Origin of the sequence: Niveispirillum fermenti (genome assembly GCF_048066175.1) — a bacterium.
Lineage (GTDB): Bacteria > Pseudomonadota > Alphaproteobacteria > Azospirillales > Azospirillaceae > Niveispirillum > Niveispirillum fermenti.
This window is the reverse complement of sequence record NZ_JBLTXA010000008.1, coordinates 95,042-118,478: the sequence shown is the minus strand read 5'-3', so window position 1 is coordinate 118,478 and position 23,437 is coordinate 95,042. Positions and strand designations below refer to the sequence as shown.

Below are 23,437 nucleotides of genomic sequence, written 5' to 3'. Positions count from 1 at the left end.
GGGCCTCCCGGCAAGGTTGGTGCCGGGGGTCAGGCCTTTTCCGGCAGGACGACGACCCCGTCCTCATCGCTATAGACCCAGTGGCCGGGGGTGAAGGCGCAGTCGCCGAAACTGACCGTCTGGTCGGCCTCTCCCGACCCGGTCTTGGCGCTTTTCAGGGGATTGGTGCCAAGGGCCTTGACGCCCAGCGGCAATTCCCCGATGGCCGCACTGTCGCGGATGACGCCATTGACGATGATACCGGCCCAGCCGTTCTTCACGGCCAGGCCGGCGATGATGTCGCCCACCAGGGCGGAGGCCAGCGACCCGCCACCATCCACCACCAGAACCGCCCCGTCGCCCGGCTTGGACAGGATGGATTTCAACAGCGCATTGTCGCGGTGGCAGCGCACGGTCCGGATGGGCCCGGCAAAGCGCACCTGGCCCCCGTAATTGCGCATCTGAACCCAGCAACTGGTGATCACGGCCTCATGCGTGTCGACCAGATCGGCGGTGGCGAAATCCATGGGTCGGGTCCTTCCTGCGGTTTGGCTTATACACGTCCCGTTGATCGCAACCGATCACCGGCCTGAATTGCCGCCGCCGGCATCCAGGGGCCTGAAGACTGTACCTTCAGGGGCTTTCTGTCCATGCGACCAATTTCCGAACGATCGGACTTTTTTCATTGAGTCGAACGTGCGTTTGAACCATGCTGCCCTACAGTGATGCGGGCCGTGGGTCCGCCATAAATATCGGGGGAAACATGTCCGACGCGATCAATCGCCACTGGCTGCTGCTGGACCGCCCCAAGGGCGGCAATTTCACCGAGGTGCTGAGCCTGCGGGAAGAACCGGCCCCCGTGGCGGGGGAAGGCCAGTTCCGCGTGCGTACCATCCATCTCTCGCTGGACCCCACCAATGCGGTCTGGATGCAGTATGACAGCTATCTGCCCGCCGTGCCGCTGAACAGCACCATGCGCGGTCTGGTGCTGGGCGTGGTCGACCAGTCGAACCACCCGAAATTCAAGGTGGGCGACATCGTGACCGGCATGGGCGGCTGGGCCGACTATACGATCAGTGACGGGTCGGCCTTCGGCCGGGTGCCGGCCATCCCGGGCCTGCCGCTGACGGCCTATATGGGGCCTTTGGGCATGACGGGGGCCACGGCCTATTTCGGCCTGCTGGATATCGGCCGACCCAAGGCGGGGGAGACGGTCGTCGTTTCGGCCGCGGCCGGGGCCGTCGGCTCCCTGGTCGGGCAGATCGCGAAGATCAAGGGCTGCCGCGCGGTCGGCATCGCCGGATCGGACGAGAAATGCGCCTGGCTGACGGGCGAGCTGGGCTATGACGCCGCCATCAATTACAAGGCCAAGGGCTGGCAGAAGGCCCTGAAGGCGGCCGTGCCCGACGGCATCGACATCTATTTCGAGAATGTGGGCGGCGATATCACCGAGGCGGCGCTGAGCCTGCTGAACGTCAAGGGGCGCATTCCCTTCTGCGGCGCCATCAGCCAGTACAACGCCACCGAACCGCCGCCGGGCCCGCGCAACCTGTCCGTTCTGGTCAGCCGGCGGGCCCGCATGGAAGGGTTCCTGGTCCTGGACTATAATTCCCGCCTGGGCGAGATGTATGCCGAAATGGGGCCCTGGGTGGCCGAAGGCCGCATCAAGTGGAAGGTGGACCTGGATCAGGGGCTGGAAAACACCCTGACTTCCTTCGCCAAGCTGTTCACGGGCGGCAATACCGGCAAGCTGGTCGTCCAGGTGTCGGAGGAACCGGCCCGGTAATGCCAAGTTGCGGTGAGTTGAACGCATCGCAACCTGGTTGGCGCGTTGAGCCCCCGCGTGCCCATGCCCGCGTGTGCCCAGCCGTCGGATGGCGGCGCCCGGCCCATGAGGGATGCATTGATCAGGACCATAGGGTCTGATCACCGCGAAATAATATTATGATAAACACACGATCAACGGAGGAAGAAGCATGGCAACCCTGTCCTATGGCACCGTCGGTTCCAACCGGCTGGAAGAGGCCAAGGCCTTTTATGATGCGCTGCTGGCCCTGATCGGCATGCGCGGCATTTTCGAGCATCCGTCGGGCGGGCGCATCTATGGCCATGCCCGCGCGCCCGTCTTCGGCGTGCTGGGGCCGTTCAATGGCCAGCCGGCAACGCCGGGCAACGGCTCGATGTTCGCCTTCGGCTTCCCCAGCCGGGAAGAGGTCGATGCCTTCCACGCCAAGGGCTTGGAACTGGGCGGCACGGACGAAGGCGCCCCCGGCCCCCGCGGCCCCGGCCTCTATTTCAGCTATTTCCGGGACCTGGACGGCAACAAGCTGTGTGCCTACAGCCTGGGTTGACCATCAGCGCACCCCGGAGGCGGACGTTTCGATGGCCTGGATATGGTCCAGGCCGGGCTGGATTTCGGAGCGGATGAATTCCACACGCTTGTTCGGCCCGCCCCCGCCCTGGGGAAAGCGTGACTTCCACAGTGCCATCTTCACGGCCAGTCCACACAGAACGCCGCCGATGGTGACATGGTGGCTTTCGATCTGGTGGCGCACGGACCGGAAGCTTTCCGCACTGATATCGTTCCAGAAATGCTTGCTGCGCTGGTCGAACGCCTCGAACCGGCCCGTGATGGAGGTGGTGATCGAGGTCAGCTTCGACTGCACGTCACCCAGCATCTTCACGATATTGCGGTCCCGCGCGATCAGTTCGGAGGATTTCGGCTCCATGGCCCATTTCAGAAAGCGCTGCACCTCCGGCACGATGCCGTCCAGGCATGACCTGAAATAGGCCAGCGACAGGAACACATCGCCGTAATCCTCCAGGAAGTCGGGGATTTCGTTCAGCTTCACCTTCAGCTTGTCGGACAGCAGGCGCAGGTTGTTCAGCGCCTCGTCCCGGTCGGGATTGGCCAGCATGGCCAGGATGTCCGACACGTCGCTGATCTGCCGCTGTTCCCCGCCATAGACCTGCTGCAGCAGAGGGCGGGTGAAATCCTTCATGTAGCCGGTCAGTTCCGACCGCTTGTTGTCCGACAATTGCAGCGACTTGGCATCATTCACGGCGATGCCGACACGACGCAGTTCCTTGCGCAGCGTATAGACATCGAAGCTGTTGATGCGGGTCAGCTTGTTGATCTGCACCATGTCGACGCGCAACGACTTGGCATGGCTTGGGAACAGGCTGCCCAGATGGTCGGGGCTGATCTGGCCGCTGCCCGTCTGCCGGTCCTTGAACACCTCCACCACGGTTTCAAGCCGGGCATTCTTGATCAGGCTGGCGCGGCGCAGGCCGGGGGTCTGCAGGGGCAGCATGCCCAGCGGCAGGATATGCAGCGCATCGCGAGAGGCATCGTCGAACGCGACGATCTCCGCTTCCTGCTCGGGTGCGGCTTCCGGTGCCTCGATCGGGGCGGTGTCGGCCATCAGATTTCCTTGGGGGCCGCAGGAGAGAAGCAGGCGGCCGGGCGGCGAAAAGGTCCCGAAAACTAGTCGCGAGCGACGGCCAGCGCAAGCTGCAACCAGGTCGTGCGCCCGGCGTTCCGCTTGGTTGCTGCCATCCACAATGCTATTTAGCCGGGGCGGGAACCGGCGGGCAAATGTCCATCGGGATATCCGGACGGCCAAGAACAAGGGATCGCACGCGCATGGAACTCTATCTCTGGGTCAAGGCCCTGCATGTCATCAGCGTCATCGCCTGGATGGCTGGCATGCTCTATCTGCCCCGCCTTTTCGTCTATCATTGCGCGGCGGAGCGCGGGTCGGTCCAGTCGGAAACCTTCAAGGTGATGGAGCGGCGGCTGCTGAAGGCCATCATCAATCCGGCCATGGCCGCCACCTGGATCTTCGGCATCGCCATGATCGCGATGAGCCCGGAATTGCTGAAGGGTCAGGGCTGGCTGCACGCCAAGCTGACCCTGGTCCTGATCCTGTCGGGCATGCATGGGGTGTTGAGCAAGTATGTGCGCCTGTTCGCCGCAGACGCCAACACGAAGCCGCAGAAATTCTTCCGCATCCTGAACGAGGTGCCGACCATCCTGATGATCGGCATCGTCATCCTGGTCATCGTCAGGCCCTTCTGACGCGGGTCAGGCCCGCCGGGCTGTCCGGGCGGGCCCGTAACCGCCAGGCTGTACGGGCGGGCCCGTAACCGCCAAGCTGTACGGGCGGGCCCGTACGGTGCCCCACACATGCAACGCCCACATGCAGGGAATTTTCCCGCATGTGGGTATATGCGGCCCCGCGGGCGTCAGAGCACGTTGAAGAGATACAACAGCAGGATGATGGGAAGCGGGATGCCCAGAACCCAGAGAAGAATGCCACGCATGATGTTTCTCCCATGATGTTGTCCCATGGGAAACGGTGCCGGGCGCCCGATGTTCCGCGGCGGGTCAGGGTGCCTGGACCTCCACCGGCAAGGTGATGAGGAAGCGGGTGCCATGGCCGGGCACGCTGGCCAGGTCGATATCCCCCTGCAGCGGACCCGTCACCAGATTGTGGACGATGTGCAGGCCCAGCCCCGTCCCGCCGCTATCCCGCTTGGTGGTGAAGAACGGGTCGAAGGCCTTGGCCTGCACATCCGGCGACATGCCGCAGCCATTGTCGGTGATGGCGATGGACACCCGGTCGGCCCCCAGCCGGCGCGTGGCGATCAGGATTTCCGGCTTTCCGTCATCCGTGAAACCATGCACGACGGCGTTCTGCACCAGATTGCTGACCACCTGGGCCAGAAGCCCCGGCAGGGTGGTGACATGCAGTTCCGCCGTGCCGTCCACGGCCACGGCCACGCGGCGCTGACGCAGCATCGGGTCCAGGCTTTTCAGAACATCGCCGACATAGGCTGTCAGGTCGACCGTGCGCACCGCCTCGCTGCTGCGGTCGGCCGATACCTGCTTGAAGCTGCGCACCAGGTCGGCGGCCCGTTCCAGGTTGCCGGTCAGGATGCGCAGCCCCTCATCCATCTTGTCCAGGAACTGGTCCAGCGCCGCGCGCTTCAACTGTGCCGTTCCGAAGGCGCGGGCAATGTCGTCACGCTCGCTTTGCAGGTGGGTGGCCATGGTGAAGGCGACACCCAGCGGCGTGTTGATCTCATGCGCCACCCCGGCCACAAGCTGCCCCAGCGAGGCCAGCTTCTCCTGCTGCACCAGCCGGTTCTGCGTGCTGCGCAGTTCCGACAGGGTGCTGTCCACCCGGGCATAGGCGGCCGCATTGGACAGCGCGATGGCGCCATAGGCCGACAGGGTGCGGAAGATCAGCTTCTCCCGCTCCCCATAGGCGTTTTCCCGCGCCGACTGCGCCGTCATGACGCCCAGCAGGCGCGACCCCACCAGCAGGGGCGACAGCAGCAGCGTGCGCATGAAACGGGTGCCGGGGATGTGCGATGGCGCCGTCTGTTCGCTCGGGCCGCGCAGGATCAGCATCTCCTGCCGGTCGCGGGCACAGCGCGCCACCAGTGATACCGGGTCCGAGAGAAGCCGGCGCACCATGGGCAGCGGGCGCCCCGCCTCAACCCCATAGCGCAGGTCCAGCCCGTCGCCCGCCGCGTCGAGCAGATAGAGCGAGAAACCATCGAATTCCAGCAGCGTGCCGGCATGGCGGTGCAACCCGTGAAACACGGCCTCGGCATCCAGGGTGGCCGTGATCTGCTGACCGATGCGGCCCAGCAGTTCCAGGGTCTGGGTCGCCTCGCTCAGGGCGGCGGCGCGCGACGCCTCCGCCGCGGCGATCTGGCGATGGTAATCGCCTTCGGCCTTCAGCCGTTCCGTCTCGAACCCGGCCTGCATGGCCAGAAGCCGGTCGCTGACCTCCCGGCTGTGGATCACGCCGCGCGCCTGACCGGCCCGGCGTTCCCAATGCAGCGCCCGGGCGATGTCACCCACCACCTCATAGGCCTCGCCCAGGGCAGCCAGCAGATCGGCGGGCGCGGTGTAGCCCTGGATCGACTCGGCAAGCGACAGGGCCCGCAGCAGCAGATGGATGACGGGTGTCTCCCCCGGTGCCATCCCGGCGGGCGGCGGCAGGTCGGGGAAGCGGCGATGGATGTCGGCCAGGGCCCGAAGCACGTCAATCTCGCGCCAATGGTCGGTGCGCGATCGGACCAGTGACAGCGCCCGGCCGGCCGCCGCCATGGCCTCGTCCCGGCGGACCAGCGCGGACAGGGCCCGCGCCCGCCCCGTCTCCGCCTCCACCTGCAGGTCGGACTGTTCCAGGTCGACGGCGATGTCCAGCAGGTCGTCGAACCAGCGCAGCGCCGCCGTCGGGTTGCCGACATCCATTTCCAGGTCGCCCAGATACTGGCAGGCGATGGCCTGGTTGCGCGACCGGCCGAAGGGGGCCAGCCATTCCTGTGCCTCCAGCAGCAGGTGCCGCGCACGGCCCGACTGCTTCAACCGGCGCAGCGTATCGCCCATGGATCGCAGGCACTGGCCCACGGCCGCCGGCCATCCGGTGCCGCGCGCCATGCCGTGGGCGCGTTCCCGCCACAGGAATTCGCTGACATAATCGTTCAGGTTGGCGTGGGCGGCGCCGACATTGCCGGCCAGCATCACGGCCAGCCGCATCTGCCCGGCCAGCACGGCCTGGTCGCAGCCGCGCTGGTAATGGCGCAGGGCCTTCATGAAATCGCCGCGGGCAAAGCGCAGGCCGCCATGGAAATAGGCCGCCACCGCGTCCAGGCCGGGATGTTCCAGCAGCGGCCCCTCGGGCAGCAGCGGCCCCCAATGCCGCTCTGCCGCCGCGGCATCGACAAACACCGTGTCGCGCGCGATCCAGGCCTGGGCGATCTGCTGGCGCTGGGTGTCGCCGGCACGCAGATAAAGGGCATGGGCCATGCGGTGGGCCTGGGCGCGGCGCCGCTGCTGCCCCAGGTCCAGCGCCAGCAGCGCCTCCGTCATGAAGGCATCCCCCTCCCCCAGCAGGTCGCCGATCTGGCGGAAGGTCTGCTTGGCGCTTTCCAGCAGGCCGCCGGCCTGGTCCAGTTCCGCGAACAGCGCCTTCGCCTCCGCCTTGATCAGCAGCAGGCGCGCCGTCAACCGGCGCAGTTCCCGCTCGCTGGCTCCCGTGGCATGCGGCAGCAGGCCCATCGCCTCCGTCGCCATGTCCAGGGCGGCGCGCGTATCGCGCTGGCGGTTGTACCAGGCCAGCGTCGTCAGCAGCAGCAGGCGGTGGACGGGATCATGGGCCTGAGCCAGATGATGTTCGGCCGCCAGGACCTGTTCGGCCAGACCATAAAGGTCCAGCGGGCCGACAAGGCCGGAACCGGGCAGCGTCGGACAGGCCGGCGCATCCGGCGGGGCTGCATCGATGTCCAGCCCGGCCGGCAGCCCGTCGAACCCCGTCACCTGCTGATCTGTTCCCGATGTTTCGTCCGCCATGGACCGCCTGCGCCCGCCCATCGTCCGCCGATCGGGCTTGGACGAAATTTCAATCAAATGCTACGCAACTGTTCAGCGAAGGGCAAATCCGTTTACGCGATACGCGACGGATTCCGGTTCCGGTCTCCCCAGCCGTCAGCGCGACAGGCCGCGGGCCGCGATTTCGGCCAGATAGGCCGGCCAGAGCGTATCATGGTCGCGACCCAGGCGGTGGAGCAGCGACCAGGTGTAGATGCCGCTGTCATGGCCGTCATCGAAGGTCAGGCGCACGGCATAATGGCCGACGGGCTCCACCCCCGTGATGGCGACGCCCGACTTGCCCCCAAGCCAGCGGCGCTGGGCCGGCGTATGCCCCTGCACCTCGGCCGACGGGCTTTCCACCCGCAGATATTCGGCCGGCAAGTCGAAATGGCTGCCATCGTCGAAGGTGACGGACAGCACCCGTTCCGCCCGGTTCAGGCGCAATTCCCGCGGCCAGTGCCGCGTGCCGCCGGCCTCGCTGGCAAACCGTTCCTCCACCATGGGTCAGGCCGCATCGCCCAGCGAACGCGCCTCGTCCACCAGCATGATGGGGATGCCGTCGCGGATGGGATAGGCCAGTTTCGCCTGGTCGGAAATCAGTTCCTGGGCCTCCGCGTCGTAGCGCAGCGGCGCCTTGGTCAGCGGGCAGACCAGGATTTCCAGCAGGCGCGGATCGACGCGGGCGCTGGCGGGGGGGGTATTCTCGGTCACGGTCGGGTCGGTCATGGCGTCCCTTTGCCTCAAGTCTCAAGATGGAACGGGGTCCAAGATGGAACGGGGTCAATGCCGCAGGCTGCCGCCCTCGCCGTCGCCGCCCTGGTGGATGGCCATTTCAACCAGGGCCAGCAGCAGCCGGGCGCGGGCTTCCAGGTCCGGGCTTTCCAGGAGGGCCTGTTTTTCCGGCGCGTCGAAGGGGCAGATCATGGCCAGCGAGGTGATCAGCCGGTCCAGCGGCGCCTGGGCGATGGAATCCCAATTGGCCGTGATGCCCTGCTGCTGGAAATAGGTGCGCAGCGCCGTATCCAGCCGGTCACGGTCGATATGGCTGGGGCCATCCTCATCCAGGTCCGCCGAAAAGCCCGACCAGTCGGCCACTGCGCGGCGATAGCCGCGGGTCGTGGGGATCTCCGACAGCAGGCGGAAGCGGCAGACCCCGGTCAGCGTGATCAGGAACCGTCCATCATCCGTTTCGCTGAAGCTGGTGATCCGGCCCGCGCACCCGATATCGAACAAGGGCGGTTCCGCCGCCATGCCATCGTCGCGGGGCTGGATCATGCCGATCAGGCGATCGGTGGCCAGCGCGTCCTGCACCATGTTGAGATAGCGCGGTTCAAAGATGTTGAGCGGCAGCCGACCCCGCGGCAACAGCAACACCCCCGTCAGGGGAAAGACGGGGATGCTGTCCGGCAGGTCGCCCGGTCCGGGGTCGAACGGGTTCCGGCTCATGAGAACAGGAGCGATGAAAGCTTGCGCCGGGCCTGGATCACCAGCTTGTCCACAGGCCCCAGCGCCTCGAAGATCTTCAGCAACTGGGTCCGGGCGGCCTTATCGTTCCATTCCCGGTCGCGGCGCACGATCTCCAGCAGGGCGTCCAGCGCCTCCTCGTTACGGCCGGCGGCATAGAGCGCCAGGGCATAATCATAACGGGCCTGATTGTCGGCCGGGTTGGCATCCACGGCCGCCTTCAACTCACCCAGCGGGCCGGCCTTCGCCGCCTGTTCGGCCAGGTCGATCTGCGACTTCACGGCCGCCAGCTCAGCCGATTTGGCAATGCCAGCCGGGGCGTTGCCAAGCATCTCCTTGGCCGCGTCCGTCTCGCCGATGGCCAGCAGGCAGCGGATGACGCCGGCATAGGCCGCCGCATTCTCCGGTTCCTCGGCCAGCACCTCCTGATAGATGGCGGCGGCACCCTGCGCGTCGCCGCCCTCCAGCACCTGCTTGGCCTCCGCCAGGATCGCGGCGATGTCCAGCCCGCCGGCCTGACCGCCTGCCGCCTGGATCAGCCGGTCGATGAAGGCCTTGATCTGGCTTTCCGGCAGCGCGCCCTGGAACCCGTCGATGGGACGGCCCTGGAAGAAGGCATAGACGGTGGGGATCGACTGCACCCGCAGCTGACCGGCCACGGCCGGATGCTTGTCGGTATCGATCTTGACCAGTTTCACGGCCCCCTTGGCGGCCAGCACGGCCTTTTCAAGGATGGGACCCAGCGTCTTGCAGGGGCCACACCAGGTGGCCCAGAAATCGACGATGACGGGCACATCGCGCGACGCCTCGATGACATCGGCCATGAAGCCGGCGTCGCTGCCATCCTTGATCAGGTCGTTGGCGGGCTTGGCGCCGTCGGGGGCGGGCGTGGTGGAGAACATGGATGGTCGTTCCTGGTCTGTCTGGTCTGTAAGGCTTTTGCGCGGGGGCACGGGCACGTGCGGGACGCACCCGTCTTCTTTGTCTCAAGCGTTATATAGAGCGCGCAAGGGCCCGCCGCAAACCTCCCGAAGGGCGGCCATGCGCAACGCGGGGGCCGGCAGGCGTAAATTCCGGGAGGACCATGAAAGAAAGTCCTTGCATGCCCGACTTTGATGGCTATATTCCGCGCTCACCGCCGGGGGGAACCCCGACGGGCTTTCGGAAATGGGCGGGCGTAGCTCAGGGGTAGAGCACAACCTTGCCAAGGTTGGGGTCGAGGGTTCGAATCCCTTCGCCCGCTCCATTCCGAAAACATGACCGCCGATGGCGGTGCCGAACTGGCGATGCGGGCGTAGCTCAGGGGTAGAGCACAACCTTGCCAAGGTTGGGGTCGAGGGTTCGAATCCCTTCGCCCGCTCCAGTTCACAAAAATCCACACCATGAAATCGGCGTCACATAGAATCGACGCTCATGGATTTGTCGGCCCATTGAAAATCCCCTGGGCGGAGATGCCCGGGTCGGGAAATACCGGCATTCGGCTTTCAAAAGCCTGTTCGCCATCCGGTAACGCCCGTCCTGCCGCCGCTGCGGGCGGCGTGCCGAATCGGGCCTCCTCCAACCGGCCCCGGCCGGCTCCTGACCTTATGCCCGGTTGGTTTTGATACCCGTTTGGGTTAGGCTGCCCAATGGTTTCAGGGCGTTTCATTCGAACCGGGGCATTTAATGTTCGCCATCATCGGCCTTGTCGGCGTGTTCTTCTGTGTGTTCGGCGGTTACGTCATCTTCGGCGGCAAGATGGGCATCATCATCGAGGCCCTGCCGAAGGAAATCATGATCATCGGCGGGTCCGGCGTCTCGTCCTTCATGATCACCAATTCGGCCCATACGATCAAGGCCGCGGGCGCCGACATCAAGAAGATCTTCGCCGGATCCAAGTTCCATAAGAAGGAATATATCGAGCTTCTTTCCCTGCTCTATCAAATCCTGAAGACCATGAAGAGCAAGGGCGTGCTGGCCATCGAACAGCACATCGAAAAGCCGATGGAGAGCAACATCTTCAACGCCTATCCGGCCGTGATGAAGAATGCGACCACGGTCAAGTTCATTGCCGATTACCTGCGCATGTTCTCCATCGGCGTCGACAACCCGATCGAGATGGAAACGCTGATGGAGCAGGAGATCGACAAGATGAAGCATGAGGACCAGCATTCATCCCACGCCATCCAGGGTCTGGCCGACGCGCTGCCGGCCTTGGGCATCGTGGCCGCCGTGCTGGGCGTGATCAAGACCATGGCGTCGATCACCGAACCGCCGGAGGTGTTGGGCAAGCTGATCGGCGGCGCGCTGGTCGGCACGTTCCTGGGCATCTTCCTGGCCTATTGCCTGGCCGCCCCCATCGCCGGCCGCCTGAAGGGCATCGCGGAGGAGGACAGCCAGTTCTTCGGCGTGATCAAGACGGCCATCGTCGCCCATCTCGGCGGCTATGCCCCGCAGGTATCGATCGAGGCGGCCCGCAAGAAGGTACCGACCGAGTACATGCCCGATTTCAACGAGCTTGAGGAAATCCTGTCGCAGATCAGTTGACGGGGCGCCCCACGCCACCACCGCGATGCCACGCCAAAGGCCGCCCCGATCCCCGTCGGTGCGGCCTTTTTGCTGGCTGCCGGAAACTGGAACAGACGTTTAAATCAGCACTGGAAACCCGCCCTGAAAATCACCAAGCTATGGAAGGCCAAACCATAACAACAACCATGCCTGGGAGAAGGATTCGATGCTTGCCGGATTGATGATGGACCGCCCGCTGCTGACCACCAGCCTGCTGCGGCATGCCGCGCAGAATTACGGGAGCCAGCCCATCACATCGCGCTTCGCGGCAGAGGCGCCGCATACCTATAGCTGGCGTGATGCCTGGCACCGCGTGGCCCGGCTGGCCCATGCGCTGGATGCACTGGGTGTGAAGGGCGGGGACCGGGTGGGCACGCTGGCCTGGAACGACCATCGCCATCTGGAGCTTTATTACGCCCTGCCCGGCATCGGCGCCGTGTGCCACACCATCAATCCGCGCCTGTTTCCCGACCAGATCACCTACATCATCAACCATGCGGAGGACCGGTTCCTGTTCGTGGACCCGATGTTCGTGCCGCTGGTGGAAAAGCTGTGGCCGGCGCTGAAGGGCGTTGAAGGCGTCGTGGTGATGACCCGTCCCGAGCTGATGCCGGCGGCACCCGGCATCCCCAACCTGCTCTGCTACGAAACACTGCTGGAAGACCGGCCGGAAAGCTATGACTGGCCGGAATTCGACGAGAACACGGCCTGCGGCCTTTGCTACACCTCCGGCACGACGGGCAATCCCAAGGGGGTCCTTTACAGCCACCGGTCATCGGTGCTGCACGCCTATGGCGTGCTGACCGCGCCGGGCATGGACCTGCGCGGCGCATCCAGCATCCTGGTCGTCGTGCCGCTGTTCCATGCCAATGCCTGGGGCTATCCCTATGCGGCCGCCATCAATGGCGGGAAACTGGTGCTGCCCGGCCCCCGGCTGGACGGCAAAAGCGTCTATGAGCTGATGGAGGAGGAGAAGGTCAGCGTTTCCAGCGGCGTGCCCACGGTCTGGCTGGGGCTGCTGGCCCATATGCGCACGACCGGCGCCCGGTTCACGACCTTGAAATCCGTCACTGTCGGCGGTTCCGCCCTGCCCCGCGCCATGCTGGAGGAGTTCGAGAAGGTCCACGACGTCTCCTGCATCCAGGGCTGGGGCATGACGGAACTGTCACCCGTGGGGAGCCTGGGCAGCCTGTCGCCGGAAGAGGCGCTGCTGCCCCTGGAACAGCAGCATGACGCCAAGATGCGGGCGGGCCGCCCGCTCTATGGTGTGGAAATGCGGATCATCGGCCCCGACGGCCGCGACCAGCCGCATGACGGCCTCTCCTATGGCGAGCTGGCCGTGCGGGGACCCTGGATCACCCGCGGCTATTACAAGGACGAGAAGGCCAATGCCGAGGCCTTCACCCCCGATGGCTGGTTCAAGACGGGCGACGTCGCCGTGATCAGCCCCGACGGGGCCATGAGCATCGTGGACCGCGCCAAGGACGTCATCAAATCCGGCGGCGAATGGATCAGTTCCATCGACCTGGAGAATGCCGCCATGAGCCATCCGTCGGTGCAGGAGGCCGCCGTCGTCGGCGTGCCGCACCCCAGATGGGTTGAGCGGCCGCTGCTGGTCATCGTACCCCGCGCCGGGCACACGCCCGACAAGGACGCGCTGATGACGCATCTGGCGGGCGAGGTGGCGAAATGGTGGCTGCCGGACGATATCGTCTTCGTGGCGGAACTGCCCCATACCGCCACGGGCAAGCTGCTGAAAACGGAACTGCGCAAGCGCTTCCTGTCCCATCCCCTGCCGGGAACCGGTGCGGCGGCGGAATGAAGCCGCCCGTCCATCTTGTGATGTGAAGCACTTCATAGGGGGTATGGCCTTCGGGGCGGTTACGGTTGCCGGGACGCAACCAATAGTGACCGCCCCATGAGCGATGCTGCCTCACAGGTCCTGATCTCCCGCCTGTCCGGCCTGCAGGCCCGCATCGCGCAGCCGGCGGACCGCAGCATGGTCCGGCAACTGGTGATGGCCGATGCGCTGCACATGCTGGCCGATGTCCCCGGCTCCGTCCGGTCCATGATGGTGTCGATCCAGGTTGAAGGCCGCATGGACAATCTGCGCCACGGGCGCCCGGACGCGGAAACCCTGCTGCTGGGCCTGGATGCGCGCATGGTGGGGATGATGACCCTGGACTGGACGGGGCCGGACGGGGTGGCCCTGCTGGACCTGACCATCCTTCCGGGCCAGCGCCGCCGGGGCCTGGGGGGCATGGCGCTGTCGGCACTGTGCGGAACGGCGGACGGGATGGGGCTTCCCGTCCGGGCGGCGCTGTTCTACCACAGCGATGCCCGCCCTTTCCTGTCACGCGCCGGCTTTGCCGTCACCAATGACAGGGGCACGGAAATCACCCTGGTCCGTCCACCCGCCTGACCCCCGGATACCCCTTCCCGGACGCCCTGCGGCGGCCCTTTCAAGGCCCCCCGCCATGCGCCCATGGCAGGTCTACCCGAATTGTGGCTTGACCTTCGCCATGCGAAGGGCCAATTACCCCGCCATGCATGAAAAGACGTAACACGCCCCCCGATCCCCGACCGGAACCTTGGGGGGAGAGCCACGACCGACCCCACCCGCCGCGCCGGGTGCGGCGGAACGCCATGGCATACCGTCCCCCAGGAACGGACCGGGTCCCATCGGGACAGCGCGCCGCTTTCGGCATGGCTTGAAAAACGACGCTGCGGCCCGGCCGTGGCGAGCCTGTCCTGTTCCCCCGCGCCGGGCCACCGGGCCGCCGATGGGCAGAGACGGACCAACCAGTAAGGAGACACGACCTTGACCGAACAACTGCTCGCCGGAAAGAACATCGCCATCCTCGTCGCCAACGGCTTCGAAGAAGTGGAGATGACGGAACCGCAGCGCGCCCTGCTGAAGGCCGGGGCCAAGCCCAAGATCATCTCTCCCGAACAGGGCCTGGTGAATGGCTGGCACGGCGCCGCCTGGGGCCATTATTTCCCCACCGACCGCCATGTGGGCGAGGTGCTGGCCGCCGATTTCGATCTGCTGGTCCTGCCGGGCGGTGACCGCTCGGTCGCCAAGCTGGCCACCAACCCGCACACCCGCCGCATCGTCGGCAGCTTCGTCGATGCCGGCAAGGGCATCGCCGCCTTTGGCAAGGGCGTGGAACTGCTGGCCCTGGTGGAGCGGATCAAGACCCGCACCGTCACCGGCGCCGACAGCGCCCGCGCGGCCCTGGAAGCCGCCGGCGCGGTCTGGTCGGAGGATGCCGTCGTGCAGGACCGCTTCCTGCTGACGGCGCAGAGCAGCGAGAACATGGCCGACCTGATCGACGCCATGCTGCGGCATTTCGAAGCCGCCGTCGAACAGCGCAAGCAGGCCGCCTGATCCACCGTCAGAGCTGGCCGGCAAAGCTGGTTGGTCAAGGGCGCCGCGGGACCATGGGTCCCCGGCGCCCTTTTTCTTTCAAGACCATCAGGCAGCCCCCCCCATCGAACCGGACGAGCCTGATGGCGCCGGACGAGAGCGGCCCCAAGTAAAAAGCCGCCGAGGCACAGCCCCGGCGGCTTTTCAGATCGATCCCCGATGGGAAACGGCGTCGGCTGGGATCAGCCCACGATCTCCGTCCCGGCGAAGAAATAGGCGATCTCGATCTTGGCATTGTCCAGGCTGTCGGAGCCATGGACGGAATTGGCCTCGATGCTCTCGGCGAAATCCTTGCGGATCGTGCCGGGGGCGGCATTGGCCGGGTTGGTGGCGCCCATGATCTCGCGGTTGCGGGCCACGGCGTTCTCACCTTCCAGAACCTGCACGACCACCGGGCCGGAGATCATGAAGGAAACCAGCTCGCCGAAGAACGGACGCTCGCGGTGAACGTCGTAGAACTGCTCGGCCTGCTGCTTGGACAGCCACACGCGCTTCTGGGCGACGATGCGCAGGCCGGCTTCCTCGAAGCGGGCGTTGATCTTGCCGGTCAGGTTGCGGCGGGTCGCGTCGGGCTTGACGATCGACAGCGTCCGTTCGACAGCCATGGTTATCTCCATAAGGCATAAGCTTGAAACTGGGCGGCCTTATACAGGCCCCGTGATGCCCCCACAACGGTCATTCTGTCTGCCCTTATATGCGTGCCGCTTCTGCGGTCCGGCAGTTTGTGGTAAGGGGCGCACATCATGCTGATGATCACCGACCTCACCTACCGTATCGCCGGCCGCTTGCTGCTGGACCAGGCTTCCGTCACGATCCCCGCCGGGCACCGTGTGGCGCTGGTCGGCCGCAACGGCACGGGCAAATCCACGCTGCTGCGCCTGATCGCCGGGGAGGTACAGCCGGATGCGGGTTCCATCACCCTGCCCAGCGGGCTGAAGATGGGGTGGGTGCGGCAGGAGGCACCGGGCAGCGAGACCACGCTGATCGACGCGGTGCTGGCCGCCGACACAGAGCGCACGGCCCTGCTGGCCGAGGCGGAGACGGCGACCGACCCGCTGCGCATCGCGGAAATCCATCACCGCCTGTCCGACATCCAGGCCCATTCGGCCGAAGCACGGGCGGGCCGCATCCTGTCGGGCCTGGGGTTCGATGCCGAGGCGCAGCGGCGGCCTTGCAGCGATTTTTCCGGCGGCTGGCGCATGCGCGTGGCCCTGGCCGGCGTGCTGTTCGCCGAGCCCGACCTGCTGCTGCTGGACGAGCCGACCAACCATCTGGACCTGGAAGCCACATTGTGGCTTGAGGAATATCTGCGCAACTATCCGCACACGATGCTGATCGTCAGCCATGATCGCGGCCTGTTGAACCGCGTGCCGACCAGCATCGTGCATCTGGACCAGTTGAAGCTGACCGCCTATGGCGGCAATTACGACCAGTTCGTGCAGGTCCGCACCATGCGGATGGAACATGCCAAGGCCCAGGCCGCCAGGCAGGATGCCCAGCGCGCCCATCTCCAGGCCTTCGTGGACCGGTTCCGCGCCAAGGCCAGCAAGGCGACCCAAGCGCAAAGCAAGCTGAAGGCCATCGAGCGGCTGGGCCCCCGCATCCAGGTGATCGACGATACGCCCGTCAGCTTCAACTTCCCCTCCCCCGACGAGCTGGCCCCGCCGCTGATCCGGCTGGACAATGTGTCGGTGGGCTATGGCGACAGGGTGGTGCTGAAGCGGCTGGGCCTGCGCATCGATGCCGATGACCGCATCGCGCTTCTGGGTGCCAACGGCAACGGCAAGTCAACGCTGGTCAAGCTGCTGGCCGGCCGCCTGGGCACCATGTCCGGGGAGATGTTCCGGTCGTCCAAGCTGCGCGTCGGGTATTTCGCCCAGCATCAGACGGACGAGTTGACCCTGACCTGGACGGCGCTGCAACAGATGCAGGCCGTAATGCCGCCCGGCACGCTGGAGGGCCAGGCCCGCTCGCATCTGGGCCGGTTCGGCTTCAACCAGGCCAAGGCGGATACCAGGATCGCCAGCCTGTCGGGGGGCGAGAAGGCCAAGCTGCTGCTCGCCATGATGACCCGCGACGCCCCACACATCCTGATGCTGGACGAACCGACCAACCATCTGGATATCGACAGCCGCGACGCGCTGGTCGAGGCGCTGAACGACTATGAAGGGGCTGTCATCGTCATCAGCCACGACCCGCATCTGGTGGAGTTGACCGCCGACCGGCTGTGGCTGGTGAATGACGGCACGGCCGCGCCGTTCGAAGGCGATCTTCAGGATTACAAGCGCCTGCTGCTGGAAAAGAGCAAGGCGGAGCGGGCGGCGGCGGCCGGCGTGGCGGGCGGCGGCCCCGACAGGGGCGCCGGGCGCGACGCCCGCAAGGAGGAACGGCGGGCTGCCGCCGAACTGCGTCAGCAACTGGCCCCCCTGCGCCGGCAGATTGAAACCGTCGAAAAGCGTGTGGCACAACTCACCAGGCGGAAATTGGAGCTTGAAGGAAAGCTGGCGGAACCCAAGCTCTACGAAGGTCCGTCGGAAAAGGTGACCAAATTGCAGATCGAGCTGGGTGCCGTCGGCAACGATCTGGAAGCGGCAGAGCTGGAATGGCTGGAGCTGTCGGAAAAAATGGAAACGGCACTGGCAGTTGGAAACGTGTGAAGACCCAGGCCGACCGCCCAAGCGGTCCGACCTGACCAGGAGGGTATGTTGCGTCGCAGCATCGCCAGCCTTATTTCTGTCCGGTTCAACTGTTCCCAGGCACCCAGAATGACCCATAGAGCCGCCACCCTTCGCACCCATCAGGAGAGCAGCGCCGCCTGGCTGTTCTTCAAGCGCTGGCTGGCCAACCCTCTCAGCATGGCGTCCATCACCCCGTCGGCCCCGTCGCTGTCGCGGCTGATGGCACGGCAGATCCGCCGCGATCCGGACGAGGTGGTGGTGGAGTTCGGCGGCGGCACGGGTGCTGTCACCCGCGCCATCCTGGATGCGGGCGTTCCCCCCTCCCGCCTTTACAGCGTGGAACGCGACCCGGAACTGGCCACATGGCTGCGCCGGCATTTCCCGCAGGTCAACGTGCTGGAAGGCGATGTCGCAGACATCTGCCGGATGCTGCCCGAAGAGGTGCGCGGCAAGGTGGGAACCGTCCTGGTCTGCCTGCCCATGATCCTGATCCCGGCCGAACAGCAGCGGGCCATCGTCGACGCCATCTTCGACATCATGCCGCCGGGCCGCGCCTTCTACGCCTACACCTATTCCGCCCGCTCCCCCATCCGGCGCAAGGCCTTGGGGCTGCGCGGGCGGCGGGTCGGCTTCACCATCGCCAACATCCCGCCTGCCAGCGTCTGGCGGTTCACCCGGGAGTGAGAGTGCCCGGCATGGGCATGCGCCGGCTGAGGGGGGCCGTTCAGGCCCGGCCACCGGCCGGCGGTGCCCCAGCCTGAACGAGAAGTGACGGGACCTGGAACGCAAAACGGGGCGCTGTCGCCAGCGCCCCGTTCGCGAACTCAACCTATTTTGTGGTGAGTTCCACTGATCACAAGTTGGTATCAAAAGCCGGTCAGGCGCCCGATCAGGCGGCCTTGATCTTCGACAGCTTTTCCACCGTCGCGTTGACGCGGGCCGTCAGCGGCTCGGCGGCCTCGTTGGCCACCTTGAAGCCGGTTTCCGACACCTTGGTCGCCTCGGCCACGAAGGCATCGAAGGACGTCTTGGCGAATTCGGTCTGCAGGTCGACCAGTTCCTTCACCGACTTCACGGCGAACAGGGCCTTGGTCGTAGCCACCGACTGCTCGTACTGGGCCTGGGTGAAGGCTGCGATCTCCTTCGACAGGGCTTCCAGACCCTTGGTCAGAATCTGGGACGAAGCAACGAAAGCTTCCACATTGTCCTTCTGGAAGCCGACGACATCATCGAACGAAGCGAAAACCTGCTTGCTCATTTTTTCCACCTTTTCCTTGGTATAGGCGATAGCCTGGCCGACATCCGGTGAAACGGCTGCGGCCGGGACGGGCTTGGTCACCGCCACAGGAGCCAGGGCGGCGGGGGCAGCGGCGGGCTTGGCCGCCGTTTGGGGTATCTTGGGTGCAGCCGGCCGCGGCGTGCGCTTCGCCTTCGCCGCCGGTGCCTTCGGCGCTGCGGGGGCCACGGGCTCTTCCACCGGAACGGGGGCCGTCACCTCTTCCACAGCGCCCGCCAGCGCAGCCTGCGCAGGGGCGGGGGCATCCGTCGCGGGTTCTTCCGCAGGGGCGGGCTCCACCACCGGGGCCACCGGGGCCACCGGGGCCGGAGCCTCGGCCTTCGTCGTCTCGACGGCCGCGGGGGCGGCCGGCACCTTCTCTTCAGCCGGCGGAACGGCGTCGGGCCTGGCGGCGACGGGCTTCGTCGTCCGGCGGGCCGCGGTTCCCTTCGGCGTGCGGGTTGCCATCAGCTATCTCCTTCGCGCTCTGTCGTTGCCGGTCCGCTCAGGCGCAGCCCCGGCACCGGTCGCCGCTGTCCCGACCCTGGCGGCCCGATCCGGCATCCGTGCCGGCCGGCCCACCGGTCGATCCGGTCTGCTGCAATGCAGCATGGGCAAGGTATATCGATGCGATGCGTAGAGTCAAGCGTACTTTTGTGCAGTGCAACACGATTATTGCGCGCATTGGCTGCCGGGCTCCGCATGCATGGGCGATGGCGGCAAAACAAGGGGCGGACGATTCGCTTTGGGCTTTCGCGGGAAGGTTGACCATGACAGGATGCGCGCCCCATCCGCCCGACAGCACATGGCCAGGACCCTCATGACCTATTGTCTCGGCATCAAGACCAAGGACGGGCTGATCGCCCTTGCCGACGGCCGCATCACGGCCGGCACCCAGGTGACCGCCGCCCGCAAGGTGACCCTGATGAAGAACGGCAAGGAGCAGTTCTTCGTCATGACCTCCGGGCTGCGCAGCGTGCGCGACAAGACGCTGGCCTATCTGCGCCGGGAAATGGCGGAGAAGAAGTCCAAGCCCTTCCCCACCATGCTTGATGCGGCCAATGCCTTCTCCCGCTGCCTGCGTATCGTGGCGACGGAGGACAGGGAGGCGCTGGAAGCGTCCAACCTGAAGTTCAACCTGCACGCCATCATCGGCGGTCAGTTGGCCGGGGATGAGGAACCGACCATGTTCCTGATCTATCCGGAAGGCAACTGGATCGAGGTGGACGAGCGCACCCCCTATCTGTCGATCGGCGCCACGACCTATGGCAAGCCCATCCTGGACCGGGCGCTGAAATACCAGACCACCATGACCATGGCGCTGAAGCTGGCCTATCTGTCATTCGACAGCACGCGCTACAGCTCTGCCGATGTCGGCTATCCCATCGACCTGCTGACCTACCACACCAGCGACCGGCAATGGCGGGAAGACCAGTTCGATTACGATCATCTGGTCGAACAGCGCCATTGGTGGAACAAGCACATCACCGACCTGGCCAACCGGCTGCCCAACGGGCCATGGATGGATACGCTGCTGCCGAAATGACGCGATGCGGGCCGGCGGCAGTCATTCCTGCCGCTGGCGCTTCAATTCGCGCTGCTGCGTCGTGTGGGCACGTTCCAGGGCGTTCAGGTTTTCCAGCGCCACCTGCGCCGCCGGGCTGTCGGCAGCCACACGGCGCACCGTTTCCCAATCGCGCTTGGCAAAGGCAAGATTGCTCTTGGCAGCGTAAAGATTGCCGCGCAGCAGCAGCGCCTCACTGTTCTGCGGGGACAGGCGCAGGGCTTCCTGCACATCGTTCATGGCCTTGGCGTCCAGAGCCAGCACATGATGGGCCTGGGCACGCAGCAGCCAGGCCTCCGACTGGCGCGGCATCAGGTCGATGACACGGTCCAGGTCGGCAACGGCATCCCAATAGCGTTCGGCACCGGCCCGCAGGATGGCCCGGTCCATCAGCAATTGCGGGTCGTTCGGCGTCAGCGCCACGGCCTTGCCATAGGCGGCCTCGGCCGCATCGGGCTTGCGGGCGTTGGACCATGCCAGGGCGGCCCGGCTCCACAGGTTGGCGCGCATGGTGGCGGCCTCATGCGCCAGTTCGGTGGCCGATGCCTCCAGCGCCGGGGCCGCCGCTTCCCATTCGCCCCGCAGAAGCTGGGCCAGGGCCTGGCACAGGCGGGCATCGGCGGCCCCGCCCTGGCGTTCCCACAGCTTCGCCTCTGCCAGCGCGAAGTCGGGCAAGGCCTCGGCCCGCGCCAGGCAGGCCGTGCGGCTGGAGAAAACGCGCCCATCCTCCGCCCGCGCCGAAGCGGCGGGCAGAAGGGCCATCAGGGCGGCCAGCGCCGCAGCATTGAGAAATCGGTTCATGACGCGCTACAAACTCCCATCGACCACCGGCTGGCAAGTGTCAAAAGTTTCATGACCGATCCCCTGATCCCGCCGCCAGGGCGGCTTTTCATCTTCGGCCTGGGTTACACGGCGCTGCGGCTGGCCGGCCGTCTGCGCGACGCGGGCTGGTCCGTGGCCGGCACGGTGCGCGGTGCCGACAAGGCCGCCGCGCTGGTCGCCGCGGGGATCGATGCCCACCCGTTCGACCGGGGCCGGCCGCTGGCCGGTGCCCGAAAGGTCCTGGCCGGCGCCACCCACCTGCTGTCCACCGTTCCACCCGATGAACATGGCGATCCCGTGGTCGATGCGCACGGTGCCGACATCGCGGCACAGGCGGCCGGCCTGCGCTGGGCCGGCTACCTGTCGACGACCGGTGTCTATGGCAACAGCGACGGCGGCTGGGTGGATGAGGAGACGCCCCTGGCCGCCACCGGCCCGCGCGGGCGGCGGCGCGTGGCGGCCGAAGGACAGTGGCTGTCCTTGTGGCAGGACCACGGCGTGCCCGTCCACCTGTTCCGCCTGCCCGGCATCTATGGTCCGGGGCGCAGCGCCATCGACAATGTGCGGGCCGGCACGGCGCGGCGCATCGACAAGCCGGGGCAGGTCTTCTGCCGCATCCATGTCGATGATATCGGCGGCGCGCTGATGGCTTCCATGGGCCGACCACGGCCCGGCACGGCCTATAATGTCGCCGACGACCTGCCGGCGCCGGCGGCGGATGTGGTGGCCCATGCCGCCCGCCTGCTGGGCCTGGAGCCACCACCCCTTGAGCCTTTCGATACCGGAACGATGTCGGCCATGGCCGCCAGCTTCTATGCCGATAATCGCCGGGTCCGTAATGATCGCCTGAAAACCTGGCTTTCATACCAGCTGCTCTACCCCACCTATCGCGAGGGGCTGGCGGCACAGATGGCGGAGACAAATGGTGTCCCGCCTGTAACCGGCCGGTAAATCCGCTTTCCGGGGCCGGCGGGCGGGGTAGGATGTGCAGGAACGCAACAGCATGCAAACCAACGGATGACCGACCACCTGCCCTCCCCCGCCGATGACGAGGCCCTGGCCCGCGACCTGCGCCGCCATCGCTGGCTGGCGGGCGCGTGCCTGGCGCTGGCGGCCGGCGGCTGGGCGGCCAGCCATGCGCCCTTCATGCCGCCCGGGGCCGCCCCGGCCCTGCGCGCCGTGGCGGAAGCCGGCATGATCGGCGGACTGGCCGACTGGTTCGCCGTGACAGCCCTGTTCCGCCGCCCGCTGGGACTGCCCATCCCCCATACGGCCCTGGTGCCGCGCAACCGCGACCGTATCGCCGACGGCATCGCCACCTATATCGACCGGGAATTCCTGGAACCGGCCATGCTGGTGGAGCAGGTGCGGCGCATGGACCCGGCTGACCGGCTGGCCCGGCTGCTGGATGGCCAGGACGGCCGCGGCAAGCTGGTCGATCTGCTGGCCGGGATGCTGCCCGGCCTTCTGCGTCAGGAAGGGGAGGCACCGCTGGCCCATGCGTTGAGCCGGGCCCTGTCGGCCGGCCTGTCACAGGCCGATCTGCGCCCGGCCCTGGCGGGGGCGCTGCGGACCTTCGTCACGTCCGACGCGCTGGAACCGCTGCTGCGGGAACTGGCCGACCGGCTGATCCATCTGGTGCATACGCAGCGCGGCTGGGTGGCCCAGGCCGTGGCCGGCAAATCGCGCTGGTGGATGCCGTCATCGGTCGACCGGTCCCTGGCGGAAACCATCAACGAGGCGCTGCTGGGCCATCTCTGGGACCTGCGCTCCCCGCATGCCCCGGCCGGCCAGGACCTGCGCCGCTGGCTGGCCGCCCTGCCGGACGAGGTGGAGGAGGGCAGCGAGCTGGCGCAGCGGCTGCTGGAGGCGTTGCGCCAGTTCACAGGGCCCGATGCGGCGGGGCCGCTGATCCGCGATCTGCTGGCCGGATTGCGGCAGGCGGCCCTGGACGATCTGGACAGGCCGGAGGGACATATCCGCTCCGCCCTGCACGGTGTGGCCGCGTCGCTGGCCGACGCGCTGAAGCAACCGGCCGTGCGCGACCGCCTGAACGAAACCGTGGAGGGGGCTTTCACGGCCGCCCTGCCCCGCTGGCGCCAGGCCATCCGCAATTTCGTGGCCGACACGCTGAAGAAGCAGGATGTGCAGTCCTTCACGCAGCGCCTGGAACTGCGCGTGGGGCGCGACCTGCAATTTATCCGCATCAATGGCACCCTGCTGGGGGCCGCCATCGGCGGCGCGCTCTATGTCCTGAACGGCTGGCTGTCCTGAGCAGATTTTC

The 23,437-nt window shown here is 66.4% G+C and carries 22 protein-coding genes and 2 tRNA genes; 14 read left to right on the top strand and 10 right to left on the bottom strand.

Going from position 1 to position 23,437, the window contains the following annotated elements:
- Positions 1–29: 29 nt before the first annotated feature.
- Complete coding sequence (gene rraA, locus ACM9LZ_RS10700) at positions 30–506, bottom strand: ribonuclease E activity regulator RraA (RefSeq protein WP_416619384.1); 477 nt, start codon at positions 504–506, stop codon at positions 30–32.
- 236 nt (positions 507–742) lie between these two features.
- Here rraA and ACM9LZ_RS10695 point away from each other — a divergent pair, with 236 nt between their 5' ends.
- Positions 743–1,765 carry an NADP-dependent oxidoreductase gene (locus tag ACM9LZ_RS10695; RefSeq protein WP_416619383.1) on the top strand — a complete coding sequence of 341 codons (1,023 nt, stop codon included), beginning with the start codon at positions 743–745 and terminating at the stop codon, positions 1,763–1,765.
- A 190-nt stretch (positions 1,766–1,955) separates the two neighbouring features.
- On the top strand, positions 1,956–2,330 hold the full coding sequence (locus ACM9LZ_RS10690; protein WP_416619382.1) for a VOC family protein: 375 nt from the start codon (positions 1,956–1,958) through the stop codon (positions 2,328–2,330).
- Between the two features lie 3 nt (positions 2,331–2,333).
- Here the strand turns inward: ACM9LZ_RS10690 and ACM9LZ_RS10685 are convergent, their stop codons facing one another.
- The gene (locus ACM9LZ_RS10685) at positions 2,334–3,404 is read right to left on the bottom strand and encodes a hypothetical protein (protein ID WP_416619381.1); all 1,071 of its coding nucleotides are present in this window, start codon (positions 3,402–3,404) and stop codon (positions 2,334–2,336) included.
- Positions 3,405–3,625: 221 nt separating this feature from the next.
- Here ACM9LZ_RS10685 and hemJ point away from each other — a divergent pair, with 221 nt between their 5' ends.
- Entirely contained in the window at positions 3,626–4,060 is a 435-nt protein-coding gene (gene hemJ, locus ACM9LZ_RS10680; protein WP_416619380.1) for a protoporphyrinogen oxidase HemJ, read from the top strand.
- A 309-nt stretch (positions 4,061–4,369) separates the two neighbouring features.
- On the opposite strand, the gene ACM9LZ_RS10675 is transcribed toward hemJ, so the two are convergent.
- The 5 genes from ACM9LZ_RS10675 to ACM9LZ_RS10655 all read right to left on the bottom strand — a co-directional run bounded on the left by ACM9LZ_RS10675 (position 4,370) and on the right by ACM9LZ_RS10655 (position 9,738).
- Positions 4,370–7,351 carry an ATP-binding protein gene (locus ACM9LZ_RS10675; RefSeq protein WP_416619379.1) on the bottom strand — a complete coding sequence of 994 codons (2,982 nt, stop codon included), beginning with the start codon at positions 7,349–7,351 and terminating at the stop codon, positions 4,370–4,372.
- A gap of 135 nt (positions 7,352–7,486) precedes the next feature.
- On the bottom strand, positions 7,487–7,873 hold the full coding sequence (locus tag ACM9LZ_RS10670) for a gamma-butyrobetaine hydroxylase family protein (RefSeq protein ID WP_416619378.1): 387 nt from the start codon (positions 7,871–7,873) through the stop codon (positions 7,487–7,489).
- Positions 7,874–7,876: 3 nt separating this feature from the next.
- A complete protein-coding gene (locus tag ACM9LZ_RS10665) occupies positions 7,877–8,098 on the bottom strand; it encodes a Trm112 family protein (RefSeq protein ID WP_416619377.1) in 222 nt (73 codons plus the stop codon).
- 54 nt (positions 8,099–8,152) lie between these two features.
- Positions 8,153–8,818 (bottom strand): LON peptidase substrate-binding domain-containing protein, encoded by a 666-nt coding sequence (locus tag ACM9LZ_RS10660; RefSeq protein WP_416619376.1) that lies wholly within the window; start codon positions 8,816–8,818, stop codon positions 8,153–8,155.
- Entirely contained in the window at positions 8,815–9,738 is a 924-nt protein-coding gene (locus ACM9LZ_RS10655; protein WP_416619375.1) for a tetratricopeptide repeat protein, read from the bottom strand. The genes ACM9LZ_RS10660 and ACM9LZ_RS10655 overlap by 4 nt, the downstream gene beginning before the upstream one ends.
- A 269-nt stretch (positions 9,739–10,007) precedes the next feature.
- Here ACM9LZ_RS10655 and ACM9LZ_RS10650 point away from each other — a divergent pair.
- The 6 genes from ACM9LZ_RS10650 to ACM9LZ_RS10625 all read left to right on the top strand — a co-directional run bounded on the left by ACM9LZ_RS10650 (position 10,008) and on the right by ACM9LZ_RS10625 (position 14,774).
- Positions 10,008–10,082 (top strand) — tRNA-Gly (locus tag ACM9LZ_RS10650).
- A 42-nt stretch (positions 10,083–10,124) separates the two neighbouring features.
- Positions 10,125–10,199 (top strand) — tRNA-Gly (locus ACM9LZ_RS10645).
- A 302-nt stretch (positions 10,200–10,501) separates the two neighbouring features.
- Positions 10,502–11,362, top strand: a complete 861-nt coding sequence (gene motA / locus ACM9LZ_RS10640) for a flagellar motor stator protein MotA (protein WP_416619374.1) — start codon at positions 10,502–10,504, stop codon at positions 11,360–11,362.
- A 187-nt stretch (positions 11,363–11,549) separates the two neighbouring features.
- On the top strand, positions 11,550–13,205 hold the full coding sequence (locus ACM9LZ_RS10635; RefSeq protein ID WP_416619373.1) for a long-chain fatty acid--CoA ligase: 1,656 nt from the start codon (positions 11,550–11,552) through the stop codon (positions 13,203–13,205).
- A 96-nt stretch (positions 13,206–13,301) separates the two neighbouring features.
- Complete coding sequence (locus ACM9LZ_RS10630) at positions 13,302–13,805, top strand: GNAT family N-acetyltransferase (protein WP_416619372.1); 504 nt, start codon at positions 13,302–13,304, stop codon at positions 13,803–13,805.
- A gap of 399 nt (positions 13,806–14,204) precedes the next feature.
- Complete coding sequence (locus ACM9LZ_RS10625; RefSeq protein WP_416619371.1) at positions 14,205–14,774, top strand: DJ-1/PfpI family protein; 570 nt, start codon at positions 14,205–14,207, stop codon at positions 14,772–14,774.
- Positions 14,775–14,995: 221 nt separating this feature from the next.
- Here the strand turns inward: ACM9LZ_RS10625 and ndk are convergent, their stop codons facing one another.
- Positions 14,996–15,418, bottom strand: a complete 423-nt coding sequence (gene ndk / locus ACM9LZ_RS10620; protein ID WP_416619370.1) for a nucleoside-diphosphate kinase — start codon at positions 15,416–15,418, stop codon at positions 14,996–14,998.
- Between the two features lie 138 nt (positions 15,419–15,556).
- On the opposite strand from ndk, the gene ACM9LZ_RS10615 reads away from it, so the two are divergent.
- Positions 15,557–17,470, top strand: a complete 1,914-nt coding sequence (locus ACM9LZ_RS10615) for an ABC-F family ATP-binding cassette domain-containing protein (RefSeq protein ID WP_416619369.1) — start codon at positions 15,557–15,559, stop codon at positions 17,468–17,470.
- Between the two features lie 108 nt (positions 17,471–17,578).
- Positions 17,579–18,175 (top strand): class I SAM-dependent methyltransferase, encoded by a 597-nt coding sequence (locus ACM9LZ_RS10610; RefSeq protein ID WP_416619368.1) that lies wholly within the window; start codon positions 17,579–17,581, stop codon positions 18,173–18,175.
- 205 nt (positions 18,176–18,380) lie between these two features.
- Here the strand turns inward: ACM9LZ_RS10610 and ACM9LZ_RS10605 are convergent, their stop codons facing one another.
- The gene (locus ACM9LZ_RS10605; RefSeq protein WP_416619367.1) at positions 18,381–19,235 is read right to left on the bottom strand and encodes a phasin family protein; all 855 of its coding nucleotides are present in this window, start codon (positions 19,233–19,235) and stop codon (positions 18,381–18,383) included.
- A gap of 352 nt (positions 19,236–19,587) precedes the next feature.
- On the opposite strand from ACM9LZ_RS10605, the gene ACM9LZ_RS10600 reads away from it, so the two are divergent.
- Positions 19,588–20,313 carry a proteasome-type protease gene (locus ACM9LZ_RS10600; protein WP_416619366.1) on the top strand — a complete coding sequence of 242 codons (726 nt, stop codon included), beginning with the start codon at positions 19,588–19,590 and terminating at the stop codon, positions 20,311–20,313.
- A 21-nt stretch (positions 20,314–20,334) separates the two neighbouring features.
- On the opposite strand, the gene ACM9LZ_RS10595 is transcribed toward ACM9LZ_RS10600, so the two are convergent.
- The gene (locus ACM9LZ_RS10595; RefSeq protein ID WP_416619365.1) at positions 20,335–21,132 is read right to left on the bottom strand and encodes a tetratricopeptide repeat protein; all 798 of its coding nucleotides are present in this window, start codon (positions 21,130–21,132) and stop codon (positions 20,335–20,337) included.
- Between the two features lie 51 nt (positions 21,133–21,183).
- Here ACM9LZ_RS10595 and ACM9LZ_RS10590 point away from each other — a divergent pair, with 51 nt between their 5' ends.
- On the top strand, positions 21,184–22,104 hold the full coding sequence (locus ACM9LZ_RS10590; protein WP_416619364.1) for an SDR family oxidoreductase: 921 nt from the start codon (positions 21,184–21,186) through the stop codon (positions 22,102–22,104).
- Positions 22,105–22,170: 66 nt separating this feature from the next.
- Positions 22,171–23,427, top strand: a complete 1,257-nt coding sequence (locus ACM9LZ_RS10585) for a DUF445 domain-containing protein (protein ID WP_416619363.1) — start codon at positions 22,171–22,173, stop codon at positions 23,425–23,427.
- Positions 23,428–23,437: the final 10 nt, after the last annotated feature.

Coding starts and splice junctions, on each gene's coding strand:
- rraA (WP_416619384.1), bottom strand. CDS start 506: ATGGATTTCGCCACCGCCGATCTGGTCGACACGCATGAGGCCGTGATC.
- ACM9LZ_RS10695 (WP_416619383.1), top strand. CDS start 743: ATGTCCGACGCGATCAATCGCCACTGGCTGCTGCTGGACCGCCCCAAG.
- ACM9LZ_RS10690 (WP_416619382.1), top strand. CDS start 1,956: ATGGCAACCCTGTCCTATGGCACCGTCGGTTCCAACCGGCTGGAAGAG.
- ACM9LZ_RS10685 (WP_416619381.1), bottom strand. CDS start 3,404: ATGGCCGACACCGCCCCGATCGAGGCACCGGAAGCCGCACCCGAGCAG.
- hemJ (WP_416619380.1), top strand. CDS start 3,626: ATGGAACTCTATCTCTGGGTCAAGGCCCTGCATGTCATCAGCGTCATC.
- ACM9LZ_RS10675 (WP_416619379.1), bottom strand. CDS start 7,351: ATGGCGGACGAAACATCGGGAACAGATCAGCAGGTGACGGGGTTCGAC.
- ACM9LZ_RS10670 (WP_416619378.1), bottom strand. CDS start 7,873: ATGGTGGAGGAACGGTTTGCCAGCGAGGCCGGCGGCACGCGGCACTGG.
- ACM9LZ_RS10665 (WP_416619377.1), bottom strand. CDS start 8,098: ATGACCGACCCGACCGTGACCGAGAATACCCCCCCCGCCAGCGCCCGC.
- ACM9LZ_RS10660 (WP_416619376.1), bottom strand. CDS start 8,818: ATGAGCCGGAACCCGTTCGACCCCGGACCGGGCGACCTGCCGGACAGC.
- ACM9LZ_RS10655 (WP_416619375.1), bottom strand. CDS start 9,738: ATGTTCTCCACCACGCCCGCCCCCGACGGCGCCAAGCCCGCCAACGAC.
- motA (WP_416619374.1), top strand. CDS start 10,502: ATGTTCGCCATCATCGGCCTTGTCGGCGTGTTCTTCTGTGTGTTCGGC.
- ACM9LZ_RS10635 (WP_416619373.1), top strand. CDS start 11,550: ATGCTTGCCGGATTGATGATGGACCGCCCGCTGCTGACCACCAGCCTG.
- ACM9LZ_RS10630 (WP_416619372.1), top strand. CDS start 13,302: ATGAGCGATGCTGCCTCACAGGTCCTGATCTCCCGCCTGTCCGGCCTG.
- ndk (WP_416619370.1), bottom strand. CDS start 15,418: ATGGCTGTCGAACGGACGCTGTCGATCGTCAAGCCCGACGCGACCCGC.
- ACM9LZ_RS10615 (WP_416619369.1), top strand. CDS start 15,557: ATGCTGATGATCACCGACCTCACCTACCGTATCGCCGGCCGCTTGCTG.
- ACM9LZ_RS10610 (WP_416619368.1), top strand. CDS start 17,579: ATGACCCATAGAGCCGCCACCCTTCGCACCCATCAGGAGAGCAGCGCC.
- ACM9LZ_RS10605 (WP_416619367.1), bottom strand. CDS start 19,235: ATGGCAACCCGCACGCCGAAGGGAACCGCGGCCCGCCGGACGACGAAG.
- ACM9LZ_RS10600 (WP_416619366.1), top strand. CDS start 19,588: ATGACCTATTGTCTCGGCATCAAGACCAAGGACGGGCTGATCGCCCTT.
- ACM9LZ_RS10595 (WP_416619365.1), bottom strand. CDS start 21,132: ATGAACCGATTTCTCAATGCTGCGGCGCTGGCCGCCCTGATGGCCCTT.
- ACM9LZ_RS10590 (WP_416619364.1), top strand. CDS start 21,184: ATGACCGATCCCCTGATCCCGCCGCCAGGGCGGCTTTTCATCTTCGGC.
- ACM9LZ_RS10585 (WP_416619363.1), top strand. CDS start 22,171: ATGACCGACCACCTGCCCTCCCCCGCCGATGACGAGGCCCTGGCCCGC.